This is a genomic window from Herbaspirillum sp. GW821-FHT09A12 (assembly GCF_059418325.1).
Genome location: NZ_JBWKPR010000002.1, coordinates 584,776 through 606,866 on the forward strand (window position 1 = coordinate 584,776; position 22,091 = coordinate 606,866).

11 protein-coding genes are annotated in these 22,091 nt (G+C 69.0%); all 11 read right to left on the minus strand.

The features are described from left to right. Positions 1-11: 11 nt before the first annotated feature. Entirely contained in the window at positions 12-12,239 is a 12,228-nt protein-coding gene (locus AC07N6_RS07755; RefSeq protein WP_494779732.1) for an amino acid adenylation domain-containing protein, read from the minus strand. Positions 12,240-12,338: 99 nt separating this feature from the next. Beyond that, a complete protein-coding gene (locus tag AC07N6_RS07760) occupies positions 12,339-13,328 on the minus strand; it encodes a TauD/TfdA family dioxygenase (RefSeq protein WP_494780259.1) in 990 nt (329 codons plus the stop codon). A 44-nt stretch (positions 13,329-13,372) separates the two neighbouring features. Then, on the minus strand, positions 13,373-14,041 hold the full coding sequence (locus tag AC07N6_RS07765) for a 4'-phosphopantetheinyl transferase family protein (protein ID WP_494779733.1): 669 nt from the start codon (positions 14,039-14,041) through the stop codon (positions 13,373-13,375). Between the two features lies 1 nt (position 14,042). Next, positions 14,043-14,786: a thioesterase II family protein gene (locus AC07N6_RS07770; RefSeq protein ID WP_494779734.1), complete on the minus strand. Its 744-nt coding sequence runs from the start codon at positions 14,784-14,786 to the stop codon at positions 14,043-14,045. A 3-nt stretch (positions 14,787-14,789) separates the two neighbouring features. Further along, positions 14,790-15,011: an MbtH family protein gene (locus AC07N6_RS07775; protein ID WP_494779735.1), complete on the minus strand. Its 222-nt coding sequence runs from the start codon at positions 15,009-15,011 to the stop codon at positions 14,790-14,792. Positions 15,012-15,240: 229 nt separating this feature from the next. Further along, a complete protein-coding gene (locus AC07N6_RS07780) occupies positions 15,241-15,450 on the minus strand; it encodes a FecR/PupR family sigma factor regulator (RefSeq protein ID WP_494779736.1) in 210 nt (69 codons plus the stop codon). Between the two features lie 150 nt (positions 15,451-15,600). Further along, positions 15,601-16,131 carry an RNA polymerase factor sigma-70 gene (locus AC07N6_RS07785; RefSeq protein ID WP_494779737.1) on the minus strand — a complete coding sequence of 177 codons (531 nt, stop codon included), beginning with the start codon at positions 16,129-16,131 and terminating at the stop codon, positions 15,601-15,603. Between the two features lie 85 nt (positions 16,132-16,216). Then, the gene (locus tag AC07N6_RS07790; protein ID WP_494779738.1) at positions 16,217-18,700 is read right to left on the minus strand and encodes a TonB-dependent siderophore receptor; all 2,484 of its coding nucleotides are present in this window, start codon (positions 18,698-18,700) and stop codon (positions 16,217-16,219) included. 90 nt (positions 18,701-18,790) lie between these two features. Then, positions 18,791-19,816: a FecR family protein gene (locus AC07N6_RS07795; RefSeq protein WP_494779739.1), complete on the minus strand. Its 1,026-nt coding sequence runs from the start codon at positions 19,814-19,816 to the stop codon at positions 18,791-18,793. Between the two features lie 23 nt (positions 19,817-19,839). Next, entirely contained in the window at positions 19,840-20,364 is a 525-nt protein-coding gene (locus AC07N6_RS07800) for a sigma-70 family RNA polymerase sigma factor (RefSeq protein WP_494779740.1), read from the minus strand. Positions 20,365-20,724: 360 nt separating this feature from the next. Further along, complete coding sequence (locus AC07N6_RS07805; protein ID WP_494779741.1) at positions 20,725-21,876, minus strand: PepSY-associated TM helix domain-containing protein; 1,152 nt, start codon at positions 21,874-21,876, stop codon at positions 20,725-20,727. Positions 21,877-22,091: the final 215 nt, after the last annotated feature.

Below are 22,091 nucleotides of genomic sequence, written 5' to 3' on the forward strand. Positions count from 1 at the left end.
GTGCCGAGGCCTCAGCCGGCTCGCGCGTCGTCGGGCGCCAGCAGGTCCTTGCGTTCGAACATGGCGCCCATGGCGACCACGATCTTGCGCGGCCCTTCATAGGGATCGCGCGCATGGGCGGCGATCATGTTGTCCAGCATGACCACGTCGCCCTGCCGCCAGGCGAAGCGCACCGCGCATTGCTCGTACAGGCGGCCGACCGTCTCCATGGTCGGCTCGTCGATCTCGCTGCCGTCGCCGTAGGTAACGTGGCGCGGCATGCGCTCCATGCCGACCATGGCCAGCAGGTCGCGCCGCACCGAGGGCTCGAGGCAACTGACGTGGTGCAGTTGGACCTGGTTGAAAAACACCTTTTCGCCGGTGTGCGGATGGCGGATCACCGCCGGGCACGGCGTGCGCGTTTGCAGCTCGTCGCCGGCCAGCCAGCGGTATTCGGTGCCGGCCGCTTCCAGCCGCGCCTCGACGGCGCGCCGGTCGTCGGTCTTGAAGAAGTCGCGCCAGCTCACGTCCAGCCGCTCGGTGAAGGTGCGCACGTACATCAGTTGCTTTTGCTCGAAGCGCCGCGCCAGTTCGGCCGGCAGGCGGCGGTACACCTCGCGGCAGTCGACGATGGGGGTGGCCCCGCCCACCGGCGAAGGCAACTCGCAGAAGAACCACTGCTTGCGCGGCCAGCGCTCCATGTGGGCGCTCTCGTTGTGGAACAGGATCATTTCCTTTTCCGGATAGGGCGTGGAGCGGTAGGTGTTCTTGCCGCCCTCCTTCTTGGGCAGGTCGCCGTAGCTGCCGTAGAGCTCCGGTTCGATGGCTTCGGCGAAAGCCTCGAAGTCGGCCGGCGTGCGCAGGCCAAGGTTGCGAAACAGCACGCCGCCGTGCCGGCACAGCATGTCGGCGATGTAGTCGCGCTCGCGGCGCGCCCACTCCGCCATGTCGAGGCCGGCGGCGGCGGGCTCGATCACCAGCGGGAATTCGCGGCCGGCCTGCAGGAAGGACGTCTTCACCAGGGCGCGCGGCGCATCGCCGGCGGCCGTCGGGCGGCCCTTGAGGCTGCGCAGTTTGTCGAGTTTGGACGCCGCCGGAGTGGAACCGGAGGCGGAGGCTGATACGGCGGAGGAAGTCTGCGTCATGTCGGTTCTCTCGTTAGGTTGGGCCTGATCCCGAACCTGGGAATGGGATGAAAGGACGGCGCCCGGCAACGGCGCCCAAGGCGAGGCCAGCAACTGCTCCAGCAGCAGTTGCCAGTCGCGCCCCAGCGCCTCGATGGCGGTCGCATCGAACACGGCGTCCGCGTAGACCCAGTCGGCGCGCCAGGACGGCAGGCCGTCGGCGTCGGTGTCGTCATCGATGAACAGCGCCAGGTCGAACTTGGACCAGTTCTCCAGCGGCTCCAGCAGTTCGGCGCGCACCTGCGGCAACGCCAGCGCCGCACGCGGCGTGTTCTGCAGCACGAACAGCACCTGCACCAGCGGGTTCCAGCGGCGTTCGCGCTGCACTCCGGCGGCGTCGACGATGCGTTCGAAGCCCAGCGCCTGGTGTTCGAACGCGCTCAATGCGACGCCGGCGCAATGGCGCAGCCATGCGGCGAAGCTGGCCTGCGGCGCCAGTACACCGGGACGCAGGCGCAGCGGCAGCACGTTGACGAAGAAGCCGACCAAGCGCTCCAGGTCCGGATGGTCGCGGCCGGCCACATCGGTGCCGACCACGAAGTCGCGCGCGCCGCTGCGCTGGTGCAGCAGCCAGGCGAAACCGGCCAGCAGCACCGCGTAGGCGGTCACGCCCTCGCGTCGCGCCAGCGCCTGCACGCCGGTGCGCACGGCGGCCGGCAGACGCAGGCGCAGGCGTTGCCCGGCATGCGAAGCCCGCGCCGGGCGCGGCCGCACGGACGGCAGGTAAGGCTCGGCGGGCGCCCCGGCCAGCGTGTCGCGCCACCAGGCCGCGCTCTTTTCCAGCACCCGGCTGCCGGCGCCGGCGATCTGCCAGGCGGCGTAGTCGGCGTACTGCAGCGGCAGCGGCGCCGGCGCATAGGCGCGGCCTTGCTGCAAGGCGCCGTAGGCGGCGGCGATCTCGTCCATCATCAGCGCCACCGACCAGCCGTCGGCGACGATGTGGTGGATGGCGAACAGCAGGATCTGCCGCTGCGACTCCAGCCTCACCAGCGCGGCGCGCAGCAGCGGCGGCCGATGCAGCTCGAAACGCGCGGCGGCGTGGAGGCGGCGCAGTTGCGCCAGTTGCAGCTCGCGCTCCTGTGGCGGCAGCGCGGCCAGGTCGTGGCGTTCCAGCGTGAAGGCGCTCTCGTGCAGGGCAGCGCACGGATTGCCGTCGCCGTCCTCGCCGAAGCCGGTGCGCAGGATGTCGTGACGCGCGATCAGGAGGCGCAGCGCCTGCTCCAGCAGCGCGGCGTCGACCGGGCCATGCAGCGCCAGCGCCGCGCTCATGTTGTAGGCGGCGGCATCGGCCGCACCGGACAGGCGACCCACCAGCCACAGGCGGCGCTGGGCCGGCGACAGCAGCGCCTGTGCGCCGCGCGGGGCCGGCTGCAGCAGGCAAACCGGAGCGGCGGCCAGTTGCTGGGCGGCGATGGCGGCCTGTCCTTCGATGCAGGCCGCCATCTCATGCAGGCGCGGGTATTCGAAGATGAAACGCAGCGGCAGCGTCACCCCGGCCGCAAGGCCGTTGGCGGCGTCGCCCCACTGGTAGCGCACGCGCGCCACCAGGCTGCCGGCCAGGAGCGAATGTCCGCCCAGCTCGAAGAAGTGGTCGAAGCGCCCCACCTGCTCCACGCCCAGCAGCTCTTGCCAGAGCCGGGCCAGGCGCAGTTCGGCCGGGCCTTGGGGCGCGGCATGGACAACCTCTTCGGCTGCCGTGCGTGGCGCCGGCAGCGCCTTGCGGTCGATCTTGCCGTTGGCGTTCAGCGGCAGCGCCGGCAGCAGCGTCAGCACCGCCGGCACCATATAGTCCGGCAGGCGCGCGGCCAGCGCCTGCTTGAGCGCCGCGGCGTCCTGGCGCCGCCAGTTGCGCGAGGCGACGTAGCCGGCCAGGATCGGGCCGGCGCCGTTGTCGTGCGCCACCACCACTGCTTCTTCCACCTCGTCCTGCGCCAGCAGCTGGGCCTCGATCTCGCCCAGTTCGATGCGCAAGCCGCGGATCTTGACCTGGTGGTCGAGGCGGCCGAGGTATTCGATCTGGCCCTCTTCGCGCCAGCGCACCAGGTCGCCGGTGCGGTACAGCCGTTCGCCGTCGCCGAAGGGGCTGGCGACGAAGCGCTCGGCGGTCAGTGCCGGACGTCCCAGGTAGCCGCGCGCCAGTCCGACGCCGCCCAGGTAGAGCTCGCCGGCCACGCCGCAGGGCGCCGGATTGAGGTCGGCGTCGAGCACCACGGCGCGGGTGGCGCTGATCGGGCGCCCGATCGGCACCGGCCCCTGGTCGTCGCGCCGGCAAGTCCAGTGGGTGACGTCGATGGCCGCCTCGGTGGGGCCGTAGAGATTGTGCAGCGCGGCCTGCGGCAGGCTGGCGAAGAACTGGTCGCGCGCCTCCGCCGGCAGCGCCTCGCCGCTGCAGATCACCTGTCGCAGACTGGTGCAGGCGGCGGCCTGGCCCGAAACCAGGAAGGCTTGCAGCATCGACGGCACGAAGTGCAGCGTGCTCACGCCGTGGGCGCGGATGGCGGCGGCCAGCCCGGCCGGATCGCGGTGCGCGCCAGGCGCCGCCATGGCCAGGCGGGCGCCAGCCATCAGCGGCCACAGGAACTCCCATACCGAGACGTCGAAGCCGAACGGCGTCTTTTGCAGCACCACGTCACCGGCCTGCAGCGGATAGGCCTGTTGCATCCAGCGCAGACGGTTGTACAGCGCGCGGTGGCGGTTGCCGGCGCCCTTGGGGCGTCCGGTGGAACCGGAGGTGTAGATCACGTAGGCCAGATGCTCGCCATGCAGCGGCAGTTGCGGGTTGTCGTCGTCGCCGGGCCCGACGGCGAGCTCTTCCTCCTCCAGTTCCAGCAACGGCAGCGCGGCCGGCAACGCCAGCTTGCGCTGCAAGCCGCGGTGCGAGACCAGGCATGCCGGGCGGCCGTCTTCCAGCATCCATGCCAGGCGCTCAGCCGGGTAGTCGGGGTCCAGCGGCAGGTAGGCAGCGCCGGCCTTGAGCACGGCCAGCAAGGCGGTCACCATCGCCGCCGAACGTTCGGCCAGCAGCGCCACCACGGTGTCGGGGCCGACGCCCATGGCCTGCAGCCGACGCGCCAGCCGGTTGGCGGCGGCATTGAGCTGGCGGTAGCTCCAGCACGCGCCGTCGGCTTCCAGCGCGATGGCGTCGGGCTGCCGCGCAGCCTGCTGCTCGAACAGGCGATGCACCGGCTGTGCGCCGTCGAAACCATCGACGTTGAGGCTCCACGCCAGCGCCTGCGCGCTCTGCAGCGCCGAGCCCAATGCGCAGTCGCCCAGGCGGCGCGCGCCGTCGCCGGCCAGCGCGCACAGCGCCTGCGACAGGTAATCCGCCAACTGCGCCACCTGGGCCGCGCTGAAGTGGGCGCGGTCGTAACCAAGCCGCAGCGCAAGGCCGTCCTGCACGGTCGCCGTCACGGTCAGCGGATAGCTGGTCTGCTCGTGCAGCCGCAGTCCAGACAGGTGCAGGCCGTACTCGGCGGCGCGCCCTATCGCCTCGTCCATGGGGTAGTTTTCCAGCACCAGGATGCTGTCGAACAGCGCCTGGCCGCCGCGCCCGCTCCAGCGTTGGATCTCGTACAGCGGCGCATGGGCGAACTCGCGCATGTCCAGATTCTGCCGCAGCAAGGCGCGCAGCCAGTCGCCGGTTTCCTGTTCCGGGGCGAAACGCACGGCCAGCGGCAGCGTGTTGATGAACAGGCCCAGCGTGGACTCGATGCCCTCCAGCTCGGCCGGGCGGTCGGCCACGGTGACGCCGAAGGCCACCGCCGATTGCCCGCAGCAGCGCCGCAGCACCAATGCCCAGGCCCCCTGCAGCAAGGTGCCGGGCGTGACGCGCATGGCCTTGGCGGCCTGGCAGAGTGCCTGCCACTGCGCCTGGCCGATGGCGGCGAGATGTTCGGCATGGCCCGTTTGCGCCTCGCGCCGGCGCGGCATGGCGCCCGCCAGCAAGGTCGGTTCTTCCAGCGCCTGCAGTTGGCCGCCCCAAAAGGCGCGGGCGGCGTCGCCGTCCCTGCCCTGCAGCCAGTCGATGTAGTCGCGGTAGCTGGCGGACGGCGCGGCGACGGCTTGGCCGGCGTAGCCGCGCACGATTTCGGCGAACAGTTGGGCGCTGCTCCAGCCGTCCAGCAACAGGTGGTGGCGGGTCCAGATCAGGTGATGGCGCCCCTCGCCCACCTTGGCCAGCACCAGGCGCATCAGCCCGGGCTGGTCCAGCGCGAAGCCTTGCGCCAGTTCGGCCGCGGCCAGTTGTTCCAGCTGTTCCAATTGTTCATTTGCCTCTCCGGCCAGGTCCGGCGTGCGCCAGTGCAGCAGCGGTTGCGCTACCCACTGCTCGGGCGCGTCCTGGTCCTGGCGGAACCCGGTACGCAAAATGGGATGGCGGCGCACCGCGTCGCGCCATACGGCTTCGAAGCGCGCGACGTCCAGGCCTTGCAGGTCCAGGCGCAACTGGTTGACGTAGGCGCCGTCGCCGGCGTTGAGCTGGCTGTGAAAGAACATCCCGGCCTGCATCGGCGAGAGCGCATACGGAGCGTCGTCGCCCGCCCGTGATTCCAGCGTCTCGATCCATGCCATCAGCACGCTGCGCAGCCGCTCTTGCAGCGCGCGCATGTCCGGCGCCGAATGCAGGTCCTTGCAATAGGTCCACTGCCATTGCAGTCGGCCCTGCTGCACCCGGGCGATGGCCTCGAACAGCGTGCGGCGGCGGCTGTCGGCGGCGCGTTGGGCGCCGGCGTATTCGTCGGCAAGAGTCCAGCCGGCGGGCTCGATGCGATGGTCGAAGTGGCCGAGGTAGTTGAAGGTGACCTGCGGCTGCGCCCCCTGCGCCAGGCACCGGCCTTGCGCGGTGAGGTAGCGCAGCAGGCCATAGCCGATGCCGTTGGCCGGCACGGCGCGCAATTGCGCGCGCACCGCCTCCAGCGCCGTCAGGGGCGCGGTATCCGATGACCCCGGCGCCAGCCGCACCGGATACAGCGCGGTGAACCAGCCGGTGGCGCGACTCACGTCCAGGCCGCCCGGGATGTCTTCGCGGCCGTGGCCTTCCAGCTCGAACAGCAGGCTTTCGCGTCCGCTCCAGTCGCACAACACCCGCGCCAGCACCGCCAGCAGCAAGTCCTGCGGCGCGACCCGCCGGGCCGGGTCGGGATGCGCCCCCAGCGCCAGCAGGCGCGCGGTGGCGTCGGCGTCGAGTACGAAGCCGGCATCGGCGGCGCGGCCGGCAAGATTGGCGGCGGCATCGGCCAGCGGCTCCTCCGGCGTCTCCTGCACGGCGCGCCAGTGCGCCAATTGCGCCGTCAAGGCGGGGCTTTGCGCGTGCGCATGCAAGGCTTGCCCCCAGGCGTTCAGTCCGGCCGCCGGCGGCAGTTCGGCTGGCGCGCCGCCCTGAAGCAAGGTGTGGTAAAGCTCGGCGAGATCGTCCAGCAACACGCGCCAGGACACGCCGTCCACCACCAGGTGGTGGCCCACCAGCAGCAGGCGGCCTTGCTGGCCGTCGGCGTCGAGCCTGATCCAGGCGGCCGCCATCAGCGGCCCCTTGGCCAGGTCCAGGCTGCGCTGGATCAGCTCGCCGGCGGCAGCGATGGCGCCCGGCTCTTCGCCGTCGATGATCTCCAGCGGCAGCACGGCCTCGCCGTGGCGCTGGCGCCATTGCCCGCCCTCCTGCACGAAGCGCAGGCGCAGGCTCTCATGACGTTGCGCCAGCAGCGCCAGCGCGCGCCGCAGGAGCTCGCCGTCCAGTCCTGGCGTATTGAGCAGCACCGATTGGTTCCAGTGCTGCACGGTGGCGAAGCGCTGCTCGAAGAACCAGCACTGCACCGGCGTCAGGGCGATGTCCTCAGGCGTCGTCGCCACGGCAGGAGCTGGCGCCACGGCGACTGCGCCCTGCACGGCGCCGGCCGCCACGATGGCGGCGACGGTCTGCTGCTCCATCACCGCCTTGGGGGCGATGCGCAGCCCCTCCTTGCGGGCGCGCGCCACAATCTTCAGCGTGAGGATGGAGTCGCCGCCCAGTTCGAAGAAATTGTCATCGCGGCCCACGCGCGGCAGCTTGAGCACCTCGGCCCAGATGGCGGCGAGCTTGCGTTCCTGGTCGCCGCGCGGGGCATCGGCGGCGTCAGCTTGCCGTTCGGCCGGCGCCACGTCCCCTGGCGCGGCGACCAGGCCTGATAGCGCCTGGCGGTCCAGCTTGCCGTTGGCCGTCAGCGGCAAGGCCGGTACCGGCGTCAAGGCCGGCACCATGTAGTCAGGCAAGGCCGCGGACAGCACGGCGCGCCAGCCTGCCAGATCGGGAGCCGTGCCCTGATCGGGTACCACGAAACCATGCAACTGCAATCGCTGCGCGTCGTCCGGCGCGGCCAGCGCCAACACCGCCGCGTCGGACACGCCCGTCAGGCGCAGCAGTTGCGCGCGCACCTCGCCAGGCTCGACGCGATGACCGCGGATCTTCACCTGGTCATCGATGCGGCCGAGGAACTCGATGCTGCCGTCGGCCAGGTAGCGCGCGCGGTCGCCGCTGCGGTACAGCCGTTGCCCGGCGGCGAAGGGATGGGCAATGAAACGCTCGGCGGTCAGCGCGGCGCGGCCGTGGTAGCCGCGCGCCAGCCCGGCCCCGCCGAGATACAGTTCGCCGACGGCGCCGGCCGGCGCCAGGCGCAATTGGCGGTCCAGCACCCAGGCTTGGGCGCCGGCCAGCGGTGTGCCTATCGGCAGCGCCGCGGCCAGGCGGGATGCCGACGCGGCCTCTTGCGCCAGTACGCCCACCGTGGTCTCGCTGGGTCCATAGTGGTTCAGCACCCGGCACTCGGGGCGCAAGGCGGCGATGCGTTCAAGCAGCGGCCAGCCGGTGGTCTCGCCGCCCAGCACCAGCGTGTGGCGCGGCAACGCCTGTTCGGGACGGGCCGCATGCAGCAGCGCCTGCAGGTGGCTGGGGACGATCTTGAGTACATCCACCGCGTGCCGCTGGATGTAGGCGGCAAAGAGGTCCGGGTCGAACGCCAGTTGGGGGGCGATCAGGTGCAGTTCACGGCCCGAGCACAGGGCGCCGTACAGCGTGGTGTGGCCGAGGTCGGCCGCCACCGTGGAAATCATCGCCATGCTGCGCGCGGTATCGGGCAGCGCCAGCTTGCGCAGCATCGCCTCCACGTAATTGGCCAGCCCGCCGCGCGTGACCATCACGCCCTTGGGACGGCCGGTGGAGCCGGAGGTGTAGATCAGGTAAGCCGCTTGCCCGGCATGCGCATGGGGCGGCTGCCAGGCGGCCACGCCAGGTTCGTCGGCATCCTCGCCGATATGCAGCAAAGGTACGCCGGCCTGCGCCAGCCACTCCGGCACGGCGGCCTCCTCATGCAGCACCCAGCGCGCCCCGCTGTCCTGCAACTGCCAGGACAGGCGATCGGCCGGCAGTTGCGGATCCAGCGGCACGTAGGCGGCGCCGGCGCTAAGCACGGCCAGCATGCCGCAAACGAAAGAGATGCCGCGCCCGGCGTGCAGCGCGATGCGGGTCTCGGGGCCGGCGCCGGCTGCGATGAGACGGCGCGCCAGCACATCCACCCGTTGCAGCAGCCGGGCATTGTCGATGGTGCGCTGGTCCTGGCGCAAGGCGATCGCCCCGGACTGCGCCTGGGCCAACCGGCGCCAGCGTGCGACGACATCCTCCGCGTCCGGCGCTTCGGCCTGAGTGATCCGCGGGTGTTGCGCATGCAGCTCGGCCAGCGGCAAGGTCGGCGCGGCGACCACTCGCTGCGCCAGCGATTGCAGCAGCGAAGCGAAGCCGGCCACGGTTGCGGCATCGAACAAGGCCGGCGAATAGGCCAGCAGGATATCGATGCCCTGCGGCGTGTCGCTGAAGTCCAGGCTGAGGTCGAAATGCGATTCGGCGTTGGGCTGCAGCTCGACCCGCATCTCCAGCGCGCCCATGCGGCGCAGCGCGGCGATCGGCTGCTGCTGGGTGCACTTGACCTGGAACAGCGGATTGGCGCCGGCCACGCGTTCGGGCTGCAACGCCGTCACCAGCGCATCGAGCGGCAGGTCCTGGTGGGCCTGGGCTTCCTGCACCGCCTGCTGCACCTGGCGCATCAGTGCAACGAAACCGGCGCGTTCGTCGATGCGGGTGCGCAGCACCTGCACATTGATCAGGTAGGCCACCAGGGCCTGGGTCTCGCGACGTTGGCGGTCGGCCAAGGGGGCGCCCACGCTGAGGTCGGATTGCCCGGACAGGCGTTGCAGGGTCAGCTTGAACAGGGCCAGCACGGCGCCGTAGAGCGTTACGCCGTGGCCGCCGGCCAGCGAGCGCAAGGCTTCGGACAGGGCCGGTTCCAGCCGCAGGCGATGCTGCCCTTCGCCGCCATGGGCGCCTGCCTGGCGGGCGCGATCGGTGGGCAAGGCCAGCAGCGCTGGCGCGCCTTCCAGGCGGCCACGCCAGTAATCCAGCTGGCGCCGGAACTCGGGCGAGCCGGCCTGCATGCGTTGCTGCTGCCACAGCGCATAGTCGCCCGGCTGCAGCCGCAGCGTCTCCCATGGCGGCGCCATGCCGGCGCAGCGCGCCTCGTAGGCGGCGCTCAACTCGTCGAGCACGATGCCCAGCGACCAACCGTCGGCGGCAATGTGATGGATGCACAGCGCCAGGCGGAAGTGATCCGGCTCCAGCTGCACCAGCATGGCGCGCAGCGGCGCCTCGCTGTCGAGCCGGAACGGCTGCGCGTCGAAACGCCGCAACGCGGTGGCCGCGGCCGCCGCCCTCTTCTCGGCCGGCTGGCGCCTCAGGTCGCTGCGCAACAGCATGGGACGCGCCTCGTCGATGTCCAGCACCTGCTGCAGCGGGGCGCCGTCACGCAGCGGGAAGATCGTGCGCAAGGCGGCGTGGCGCCCGGCCAGGTCGCACAGCGCGTCTTCCAGCGCGTCGGGCTGCAATTGGCCGCGCAGATCGAGTACGCCGGCCAGATTGTAGGCGGCGCTGTCGGGTTGCAGCTGCCAGGTCAGCCACAGGCCATGCTGGGCGTGCGTCAGCGGGAACTCGACGCGACCGCTGGCCGGCGCCGGCGCCGGCATCGGCTCGGCGTGGGCCCCGGCTTCGGCCAGCGCGGCGATCCGGGCCGCGCCGGCGGCCAGCGTCGGATGCGCGAACATCATGGCCGGCGTGAACTCCACCCGCCAACGCTCCACCACCGCCGCCACCACTTGCATGGCCGCCAGCGAGTTGCCGCCGCTGCGGAAGAAATCGGTATGGCGCCCCTGCACGGCGCGCTTGAGGGCGTCTTGCCAGATGGCGGCCAGCGCGGTCTCGAGCTCCCCCTGCGGCGGCTCGGTCGGCGTCTCCTCGCTCATCGCCGCAGCCGGGCCGGCCAGCACGCGGCCGCCTTCGACGGTGGCCCAGGCGTCCAGCTCGCCGTTGAGCCAGCCCTGGCGGCAGGCGCCGCGCTGCAGCTTGCCGCTGGAGGTCTTGGGCAGCGCGCCCGGATTGAGCAGGATCACCACCTGCGGCGCCTCCAGGCTGGCCTGCGCGACGGCTTCCGAAATCGCCTGTACGATCGCGCCGGGCGCGGCCAGCTTCTGCATGCCGCGCGAGATTTCGGCGGCCACGCCGATGCCCTCGCCTTGTGCGCCGGCCACGGCGAATGCCGCTACCCGGCCCTTGCGCACCGCCTCGACCCGGTCTTCGACGGCGCGCTCGATGTCCTGCGGATAGACGTTCTGTCCGCGCACGATGATCAGGTCCTTGCGGCGCCCGGCGATGTAGAGCTGGCCGTCGCGGAAGAAGCCGATATCGCCGGTGCGCAGCCAGCGCCTGCCGTCGCGCTCGACGAACGCCTCCGCGCTCTCGCGCGGGCGCCGCCAGTAACCCTGCGTGACACTGGGGCCGCAGACCTCGATCTCGCCCACGGCACCCTCGGCCAGCGCGCGTCCGCCTTCGGTGATGCGCACCTCATGGCCGGGCGCGACCTCGCCGCAAGCCACCAGTTGCGCTGCGCCGTCGCCGCCGGCGGTGGCGCGGCCGGCCGCCAGCGCCTGCGTATCGAAGGCCTGCGCGCTTAGTCCATGGTCGGGGCCGCCGCTGACGATCAGCGTGGCTTCCGCCAGGCCGTAGCAGGGATAGGCGGCGCGCGCCGGGAAACCGGTGGCCGAGAAGTGTTCGATGAAGGCCGGGAAGGTATCGGCGCGCACCGGCTCGGCTCCGCAGAAGGCCACACGCCAGCTCGACAGATCCAGCCCCTCGGCCTGGGCCGGCTTGATGCGTTCCAGGCACAGGCGGTAAGCGAAATCGGGGCCGCCGCTGATGGTGGCGCGATGGCGCGAGACCAGTTCCAGCCAGCGCAGCGGCCGTTCGAGGAAATGGCGCGGGCTGCACAGCACGGTCTTGAGGCCGCGCGCCAGCCCCTGCAGCAGGCCGCCGATCAGGCCCATGTCGTGGTACAGCGGCAGCCATGTGACAAAGACGTCGTCGTCGCGCACCCGCATGCAGGCGCTGATGGCGGCCTCGTTGGCCATCAGGTTGCCGTGGCTGACCATCACGCCCTTGGGCGCCGAGGTGGAGCCCGAGGTGTATTGCAGGAAAGCGATGTCCTGCGGCTGCGGAGCGTGCTCGCGCCACGCGGCGGCCCCGGCATCGCTTACCTGCTCCGCCGCCAGCAGCTCGGCCGCGCCGAACAGCGCCTGCTGCGCGCAGGTCTCGCGCAGGCTGGCGGGCAACACCACGCAGGCCGCCTGCGCATCCGCGGCGATGCCGGCCAGGCGGTTCAGGTGCTGCTGGCGCACCGATTCCGGCGGGAACACCGGTACCGCCACCATGCCGGCGTAGAGGCAGCCGAGGAAGGCCTGCACGTAGTGCTCGTCGTTCTCCAGCACCAGCAGCACGCGCGAACCCTGCGCGCAGCGCTGCTGGAGGGCGGCGGCGAAAGCGCGCGCACGCAAATCCACCTGGGCGAAGCTGAAGCTGCGTTCGCCCCGCGCATCGGCCACCACCAGTTCGCGCGCACCGGCGCCGGCATCGGCGGCGTGAGCGACGGCGCGAAACTGGCTGACGAAATCGTCGGCGAAGCGGCGTTGGGCGGGATCAAACGGCAAGGTCGGCGAGGCTGCCTGGTTCATGGCGAGGTCCTGGAGATGAAGACAGGCGCGCCGGCTACGGCGCGCGATGGTTGCAGCGGGATGGCACGCGCCGTAGCCGGCGCGGCGCCGGTTTGCGGATCAGGGCTGAAGCAGATTGCCGTGCGATTCGGCCATCGCCACCACCACCTTGCGCGCGCCTTCGAAGGGCGTGCGCGCATGGGCGGCCAGCATGTTGTCGAGCATCAGCACGTCCCCGTCCTGCCAGGGGAAGATCACGGTTTCTTGATCCAGCACCGCGCGCACCTCGTCGAGCATGCCGTCCGGGATAGGCGCGCCGTCGGCGAAGACTACGTTGCGCGGCAGGTTGTCGATGCCGAGCATGTCTTCCAGGCTCTCGCGCACGTCGGCCTGCAGGTTGGAGGCATGGAACAGATGCGCCTGGTTGAACCACACCATCTCGCCGGTGCGCGGGTGGCGTTCCACGCCCTGGCAGCGCTGGGTGGTGCGCAGTCTGCCGTCGGGCTTCCACTCCCACTGCACGCCGGCGCGCCGGCAGAAGGCCTGGACCTGGGCGCGGTCGTCGGTATTGAAGACCTGCTGCCAGGGCACGTCGAAGTCGCTGTCGTAGTTGCGCACGTACACCAGGCCGGCGGCGAAGCGCTCGCGGATGGCCGGGGGCATGCGGCGATGGATGGCGCGGCTGTCGGCGATCGGGGTCTCGCCGCCGACGGCGGCGGCGGTGACGCAGTGAAACCAGATCTTCATCGGCCATTCGCGGGTGTAGGCCTGCTCGTTGTGCAGCGGGATGTGCTGGTGCGCCGGGTACTCGGTGGAGGTGTAGACGCCGGAGGACACGTTGGAGCGCGGCGTGGAGGCGAACTCGTAGCTCAGCAGCGGATGGCCGAATCCGGCCGCGAAGGCGCGAAAGGCCGCCACGTCCGGCACCGTGTAGCCGCGCAGCAGCACGCCGCCGACTTCTTGCACGGCGGCCTCGATCCAGTCGCGCCGCTGCTCCAGCGCCTGCTGCAGCGACTGGCCGGGGCTGGCGGTCTCCAGCAGCGCCGGCAGCGCGCCGGACGGTGGCGCCTTGCTGCGCCAGGGGGTACGACGGGCGGCGGGAGTGTCCATGGCCTGCGGGCGCGGGGCCGATACGATGTCTGTCTGCATGATGGTCAGTGCGTAGGTAGCCAGGCCAGCGCGGCGGCGTAGCCTGGTGGGGAAACGAGTTGGCAGGCCCGGATGTCGGCCCAGTCGGATTGTTCGTGCGCGATGGCGTAGCTGCCGTCGGCGCCCGGCTGCACCGTGAGCGACTGCAGGTGCTCGCCGATGCCCACGCCCAATGCCTTGAGCGCGGCTTCCTTGCCGGTCCAGCGGGCGAAGAAGTCGCAGGGCCGGATCTGCCCGTCGCGGCGCTCGCGTTCGGACCAGGCGACCTCGGCCAGGCTGCCGACGTCGAGCTGGGGATCGCGGTATTCGATGTCCACGCCGACCTCGTCCCGTTCCGACAATGCGACCAGCACGTAGTCGCCGGCATGGGACAGGTTGAAATGCGGCGCGCCGCGTTGCGCCAGGCGCGGCTTGCCGAACGGCCCGGCGGCGAAGGCCAGCTCGCACGGCCGGCAATCCAGCCGCTGCGCCAGCAGCAGGCGCAGGATGGCGTGCGCCAGCGCGAAGCGCCTGCGGTCGTCGGGGCGGACGCAGGCGTCCATGCGGGCGCGCTCGGCGCCGCTCAACTGGGCGCGCGCGGCGGCCAGCGTGGCGTGGTCGGCGTCGGCCAGGCAGTACTGCCAGACCTGCACGCCATCGGGCAAAACGCCGGAGGTCGCGGCCGCCAGTGGCATGTCACGCCGCATGGCCGGCCTTCGCGCGGGAGAGTTCTTCGATCCGCGCCGCCATGTGCGCAAGCAGCGGCTCCTGCTGCGCGTTGAGGTAGAAGTGGCCGCCCTCGAACCATTGCAGGCCGAAGCCGGCGCGGGTCTCCTGGCGCCAGGCATTGAGGCAGGAGGCGTCGATCTCGTCGCTGCGGCCGGCATAAACCTGCAGCGGCATGTCGAGCGGCGGGCCGGGATGGCGGGTGAAGCCGGCGCAGACCGCGTAGTCGGCGGCCAGCACATCCAGCGTCATGGACAGCAACTCGTCGTTGTCGAACACCTCGGGATGGGTGCCGCCCAGGCGCCGCAGGTCGTCCAGCAGCGAGGCGGCGTCGTCGATGGTGAAGCGCTCGCGGTCACGCCGCGTGGGCGCGGCGCAAGCTGACAGGAACAGCGCGCACGGCTGCCGCACGGCCGGCTGCGGCGCCAGGCGGCGCGCCAGAGCGTAGGCCAGCAGGCCGCCCATGCTGTGGCCGAAGATGGCGTAGCGTGCCTGCGGCCAGCGGTCGAGTTCGTCGCGCAGCCGGTCGGCCAGTTGCGCGCACAGGACGTCGAAATCGCGCACGACCGACTCGGCCATGCGGCTTCCCCGCCCGGGCAGCTCCAGCGGCACGACCCGGATGTGGGACGGCAGCAGACGCCGCCAGCGCAGGTAGGCGCTGGCGCTGCCGCCGGCGCAAGGCAGGCAGAACAGGAGCCATGTCGAAGCGGCCATGACTCAGCCCGCGGCGTTTCGTTCCTGTTCCATGAAGCGCCGCAGGCTCAGCGGACGCATGTCGGTCCAGACCTTTTCCACGTGCGCCAGGCAAGTCTGCTTGTCGCCGCTGACCCCGACGTCGGTCCAGCCGGCGGGAATGCTCTTGTATTCAGGCCAGATGGAATATTGCTCTTCGTGATTCACCAGTACGCGGAACACCGCGTCGTCGGCATCGAAACTCATGGCGTGCTCTCCCAGTCGTGCGCAATTGCTTGCGTCGCAAATAAAAATGGATCTCATTAACGATGACGAGGCAGCGCATGAAAAATTTAGTCGCCCAGGCAGAAATTCATGCACAAGTCATGTGCATGTCATGTGCATATCGCGGGCAAGCCGGGAAATTGAGGGGGAAAGATCGGGGGAAAGTCGAGGAAACAGGCGGATGGGAGAGCGGCCAGCCGCAGCGCCCGCTTCAGTCGCGTTCGTCGGGCGCGGGGATGAAGCCCAGCGCCAGCCACAGGCGGGTCGCTTCGCGGTAGGCCTCGCGGTGGGCGGGGTCGGCCTTGAGCCAGGCGTCCAGCTCGCGCGCCGGGGCGCCGTCCAGGTAGCCTTCCTCATGCTCGCGCATTACCCATGAGACGGCGGTCTGCCAAGGTGTGGAGGAGGATTCGGGCTCGGACATGAATACGCGGCTGACCAGGGGACAAGGAGAGGCGTCGCACCCGTCCTGCAGATGCGGCCTGAGCAGGCATCATAGCCGATGCCTGCGCCGCAATTGTGGCAATTGCAAAAATTTCAGGCAAATGGCGCCCTGCCGCCCTGCCCGCCGGACTCAGGAACCGGCCAGTTCCGGCTCGCCCCGCAGCAGGTTGCGGCAACAATCGAGGGCGTCGCGGATCATGAAGTTGACCAGCGTGGTGGAAATGTTGAGCTCGGCGGCGATCTCGCGCTGGGTCAGGCCGACCAGCCGGTACAGCTCGAAGGCGCGGCGCGTGCGTGCCGGCAGTTGCTCCAGCGCGCGGCCGATCATGGACAAGTATTGCCGGCTGATGGCGATGGCCTCGGGCGAGTCGCCCTCCTGGTGCACCTCCAAGCCGTCGGCCTCTTCGGCGAAGACGTCGTATTCGAAGGCGCTGCGCCGATGGCGGTCGATCGCCAGGTTGCGCACGATGCGGTAAAGGTAGGCCACCGGCTGCTTGATGTCGAAGTCGTCCGGGACTTCGGCGATCTTGATGAAAGTGTCCTGGACCACGTCGTCGGCGCGATGGGGACAGCCCAGTATGCGCGTGGCCACATCGCGCAGGCGGGCGCGATGCTCGATGAATTGCTCCCGTAACCGGATAGCTTGCGTTGAGTAGTTCACCTTGTCCTGCCTTCCTTGAATTCTGCCCGTATCGATGACGAAGAAATGCTGCGACAACTGCCCGCGACCATGGGCCGGGCTGTGCTTACCAGTGATAACGGGCGCTCAGGACCGCAGTGCGTTCCGGCGCCCAGAAACAGGTCAGCGTCGGCTCGGCCAGGCAGGAGGTGTATTGCCTGTTGGCGAGGTTGCTGATGTTCAATGCATAGCGCCAGGGACCACGGTCGACGCGGACCATGGCGTCGAGGATCACCTGCGCGGCGTTCTCCACGCTGTTGGCGGCGGTGGCGTAGTTGCGCCCGGTGTAGCGCGCGCCGGCGCCAAAACCCATGCCGGCCAGCTCGCCGCGCTGCACGACGTAGTCCAGCCACAGCGAGGCCGCCTGGCGCGGCACCAGGATGGGCGACTTGCCCACCAGGTCGGGCATGGCGTTTTGCGTGTTGAGCACCTGCGCATAGGTATAGGCGGCCATCACGTTCAGGCCCGGCGCCAGCTCTCCCTTGGCTTCCAGCTCCACGCCGCGCGAACGGACCTGTCCGTTGGAGATGGAGAAATTGGCATGCAGCGGATCCGAGCCCAGCGCGTTGTCCTTGACCAGCTGGTAGACGGCGGCGGTGTAGACCGCGCGCCCGTGATCCGGCAGGTACTTGATGCCGGCCTCAACCTGCCTGGCCTTGGCGGCCTTGAAGGCGTTGCCGTAGAAATCCTGGCCGGCCTGCGGCAGGAACGAGGTGCTATAGCTGGCATACGGCGCCAGCTCGGGCGTGATCAGGTAGGACAGGCCGATGCGGCCGCTGAAGGCGTTCTCGTCGGCCGCCTGGCGGCTGTTGTTGACGGCGTTGCGGGTGGCGTCGCGCGAGCGGTCGTAGCGGCCGCCCAGCGTCAGCACGAAGCGCCGGTAGCGGATCTGGTCCTGCGCGTAGAGACCGGTCTGCACCAGGGTCTCGTCGAGATCGCCGAAAAGCGCCGTGGCGGCCGGGATAGGCTGGCCGTAGAGCGGGTTGTCGATGTCCAGGCTGGGCGCCTGGCCCCGGTAACGCTGCTCGCGCTGGGTCATGCGCATCCAGTCCAGTCCCAGCAGCACCTTGTGTTCCACCTCGCCCCAGCGGAACCGGGCCTGCGCCTGGTTATCCAGCAAGGTGTTGTCGACCTGGCTGTCGTAGACGGTGGTGCTACGGGTGACGATGCTGCCGGTCAGCGTGCCCGGGTTGATCGCCGAATACCGCGAACGCAGGCCGGCCTGGCGGAAGTTCTGGCGCAGCGTCCAGGTGCCGTCCAGCTTGTGTTCCAGCATCCAGCCGAGCGACCATTGCTCGCCGCGCTGCCGGTCGAAGTCAGGGTCGCCCAGCAGCGTGTGGGTCTGACTGCCGTCGGCCCGGACCGCCGTCCAGCGGCCGCTGCCGCTGCGGTCTTTCAGGTATTCGGCAACCAGGGTGAGCGAAGTGTCCGTCGACGGCCGGATTTTCAGCGAGGGCGCGAGATAGACGCGGTCGTTTTCGCCGGCGCGGCCGTTGCCGTAGGTGAACTGGGTGTCGCCGTCGAGCAGCAGGCCGACCACCCGGCCCTGCACCTTGCCGTCCTCGTCGAAACTGCCGCTCAGGTCCGCCGCGAGCTGGCGGCGCCGGAAGGAGCCGATGTCGAGCATCAGCTCGTTGCGTGAGTTGGCGCCGGCGAGTTTGCTGACGCGGTTGATGACGCCGCCAGGATCGGCCTGGCCGAAGGTCACCGAGTTGGCCCCGCGCAGCACCTCGACCCGTTCCAGGCCGTAGGTCTCGGTGCGGAACATGCCGAAGCCGGCCGGCACCTGGCGCAGGCCGTTGAGGTAATTGCTGGTGGTCTGCGCGTTGATGAACCCGCGCAGGTTGAAGTAGTCGTAGCCGCGCGGGTCGACCCCGTGGGTTTCGGTATTGGCGCCGGGCATGTAGCGCAGCACGTCGAGGATGCTGTTGGCGCCGCGCGCATCCATTTCCTCGCGCGTGACCACCGAGACGGATTGCGGGATTTCCAGCAGCGGCGTGTCGGTCTTGGTGGCCGCGCCGCTGCCCAGGGCGATATGGCGGTTGTCCGGGGCGGACGCGTCGTCGTCGCGTCGCCCCGATACGGTGATGTTGCGCAGGCGGTGAAGGGTATCGGTCTGCGGATCGGCCGCGGTCAGCGCCACCGGCTGCAGGCCGTAGCTGCCGTTGTCGGCGCGCACGGCGCGCAGGCCGCTGCCGGCCAGCAGCGCGCTCAAGCCCTGTTCGACCGAGTATTCGCCTTGCAGGGCCGCGGCCTTTAGCCCCTGCACCAGGGCCGGCGCGTAGGACATGGTGACGCCGGCCTGGCGCGCGAAACGGTTGAGCGCATCTTCCAGCGGCCCGGCCGAGACGTTGAAGTGGCGGCGCGCCTCGGACGCGACCTGCCCCTGCGCGGCGCCGGACCACAGCAGCACCGCCATGGCCAGCAGCACGCTGCGCGCCACCGGGGCGACGGTCCGTCCCAGCACCGCCATCACCGCGACCGGCACGACGCCAGGGCCAGGTGGGCAGCGCGCGGGATGCGCCAGGTAAGGGAAAAGGATTGCATTCATCAGAGCATCGGGGTCAATCATCGGGGGCTTCTCTATGTATGCCGAACGCGCTGCCCGGAACCCGTAATGCTTTTCGTGTTTTTTTTCAGATCAGGAGCTGTTGCCGGCCGGCACGACCCGAACCCAAAATCGTGTGCGCCGTTCGATGGCCACCGGAATCGCGCGCACCAGCGAGTCCAGGGCGAGATCGCTGTCGTCCGTCTGGAACACCCCGGACACCAGCAGGTCGGCCACCGCCGGATCGCATTGCAGCCAGCCGCGCCGGTATCGCGCCAGTTCGCGGATGAAGTCCTGCAGGCGCATCTGCTTGACCACCAGGGCGTTGTCGCGCCAGCCGGTGGGATCGATCGCGGCGCCGGCGATGTCCCCGCGGCCGATACGGCCGCTCTCGTCGACATCGACCATCTCGCCCGGCCGCGCCACCGCCCTGAGCATGCCGCCGGCATGCACGGCCACGCGTCCTTCGGTGACCGCCAACCGGGTAACGCCCTCCTCCTGGCGCACATAGAACTGCGTGCCCAGGGCCTGGAAACTGGCATGCGCGGTCTGGATCCAGAACGGGCGCCGATGCGCGGCGCCGGCATCCGCGCCGGTCTCGATGAATACCTCGCCCTGCCGCAATACCAGCAGCCGGCGCTGTTCGTCGAAATGCACCTGCACCGAGGAGTCGGTGTTGAGCGCCAGGCGGGTGCCATCCGGCAACGCCACGCTGCGCCGGCCGCCCACTGCGGTGGCGTAGGCGCCGCTCTGCCAGGCATCGAACAGGTCGGCATGCCGGGCCGCCAGCGCGCCGACCGCCAGGCTGCCCACACCGAAAGCCATGTGGCGCAGGAAGCGGCGACGGTCATCGCGGCGCTCGCGGCCTTCCTGGATCTGATGCAACGCTCCTTGCAACTGAGCGGCGGGAATGGGCAGGGCCGACAGGCGCTTGAACTCGCCTTCGGCGGCGTTCAGTTCACGCCAAACCTGGTCGTGCCGTGGATGGGCGACACGCCAGGCGTCGATACTGGCCTTGAGGCGAGGATCCGTGCCGCCGCCGCTGCCCGAGCGCAGCTTCACCAGCCAGTCGATGGCCTGGTCGAGTACTTCGTCGGGAATATCGCGGGTGGCTGGCATCGTGCAGTGCTGGCAAGGAAAGCTCACTGCTCGTGCAGCGCGTGCCGCATGAGGTAGCAATGGCGGATCGCCGCCGCCATGTATTTTTCGACGCTGCTCAGGGAAACCTCCATCTGGTGCGCGATGTCGGGATAGCTCATGTCTTCCAGGCGCGACATCAGGAAAGCCTGGCGCGCCTTGGGATTGAGGCCGTCCAGCATGGCGTCGATGGCCACCAGCGCCTCGGTCAGGATCATGCGTGCCTCGGGCGACATGGCTTCCGGTTCAGGCAGCCGGGCGATCGCCTCCAGGCAGGTGCGCTCGACTTCTTCGCGGCGCACCTTGTCCACCACCAGCCCGTGCGCGATCGAAGTCAGCCAGGCGCGCGGCTCCCGGACGCTGTCCAGGGTGCGCGGCTTGCCCAGCACGCGCAAGAACGTGTCCTGAGCCAGGTCCGCGGCGTCGAAGGTATTGTTCAACCTGCGGCGCAACCAGGCGCTCAGCCACCCGTGATGCTCGCTGTAAAGCGTCTGAAACCTCAACGTGTCGGCACTATGTTGGACAGACATACGCGCTCCGGGATGGGAATTAATAAGAATAATTCTCATTCTAATATCGCATCCGCGGATTTACAACAGCCATACACAGAGATTAAGTCAAGAGCACCTCCGCAAATCAGGCATTAAAACCAGGAAAATTCCAATTTTGCCCACACAATTTTTAGCCTGGCTTGCGCGGCCCCGCCTCATCATCAGCTTTCCGGAGGACTGGTCGGGAATATTGGGATTTCAACTTGCGAAGTACCACAGCGATGGGCGCAGCCATCAGGCACCAACACAGCCAATCCCATATTCCATCGCCGATGATGCCGGCGGCCAAACCGCCCAGCGTCAGAAACATCAGCAATACAGGCCATCCCCAGACCCCGCTCATATACCGCCCTTTAATTTTTGAACATCAATGGCCGCATCCTGCGCATTGGGCTGATGCGGCGCTGCCTTGCTGCGCCGGGCCCAAATGAGCAAGCCTGATCCCGTAGCCGCCGCCACCAGAACGGTCATGAACGCCCAGAGAATTTTCAGTGGCAGGCCGGCATAGTTTCCAAAATGAAAAGGCCCTGAGAGAAGCAAGATCTGGATATACCACGGCATCCCTCTTGTCTGCGAAACCGTTCCGGCCTCTGCATCAACGACCACGATGCCGTAGACGCGCTTCTCGATCTCGCTATGGCCGCGCTGAACCACCATGTAGTGACGCGGGGTCGCATATTCGGAGCCCGGATAAAATACAAAGGCCAGGTCTTTTCCCGGTATGGCAGCCGCGGCCAGGCGTACCGCTTCATCGGGTGCAATAAACGTCTTCGGTGGAGCGGCCGGCAAGGTGCGAACCAGGTCGGCTAGTTCGGTCTTCTGCCAAAGACCGATGATCAATGGCGACCAGGCCAAAATGGAACCGGTCAATCCGACCACCAGCGCCCATGCCATGACGGTGATTCCCGACAGGTTGTGCAGATCGGCCAGGACAATGCGCGGATGGCGCCCAAATCGAACCACGCCGAACGCCAGCTTGCGCATGAACGGGGCGTACAGCACGATGCCGCTCACCATGCTGATGACAAAGATCAGGCCGACCGCCCCGATAAATAGTTGCCCGGGCAGGCCAAGGAAGAGATTGACGTGCAATTTCAGGACGATCCCCGTCAGGGACTCATCCTTTCGGATGGCGTATGCCTGGCCGGTGGCACTTTTATAGAATTCCGATTTTCCGTCGCGAAGCCCCGCCACGCCGGGCGAACCCACGCGGATGCCAATCAGGCGCTCTTTATCGTCGAAAAAGGAAATTGACTTCGCCACGGCGCCAGGGTGAGCTGCCAGCGCTTGATTCACCAGATGCTGCAGCGTTGGCCGAACCACCGCCTGGTCGGAGATGCTGGCGGCATCTCCCCTTCCGGACCAGTCGTCGATTTCCTCATGAAAAATCAGCACGAGTCCGGTCAAGCACAACAACAGCAGATTCAAGGTACAAACCAGACTGCTCCAGCGATGCACCGCGTACCACCATTTCAGGGTTGTATTTTTCATGCCCATGATTGCAATAGCTGGCCGCCCTCGTTCTCGCGCGTCTCAAATGCCTGGATACATTTCTCGACATCACCTCATGGCTGGCGCTTGAACAGCCTCATTTACTTCACTGACGAATAGGCATTGCGGAAATTTAGTCTGCAAGTCTCTACAAACGGCGCCTGGCACCGAATGTATCGATAAACAAGGTCACGGAGGGATGCTTGGCTTGCCGG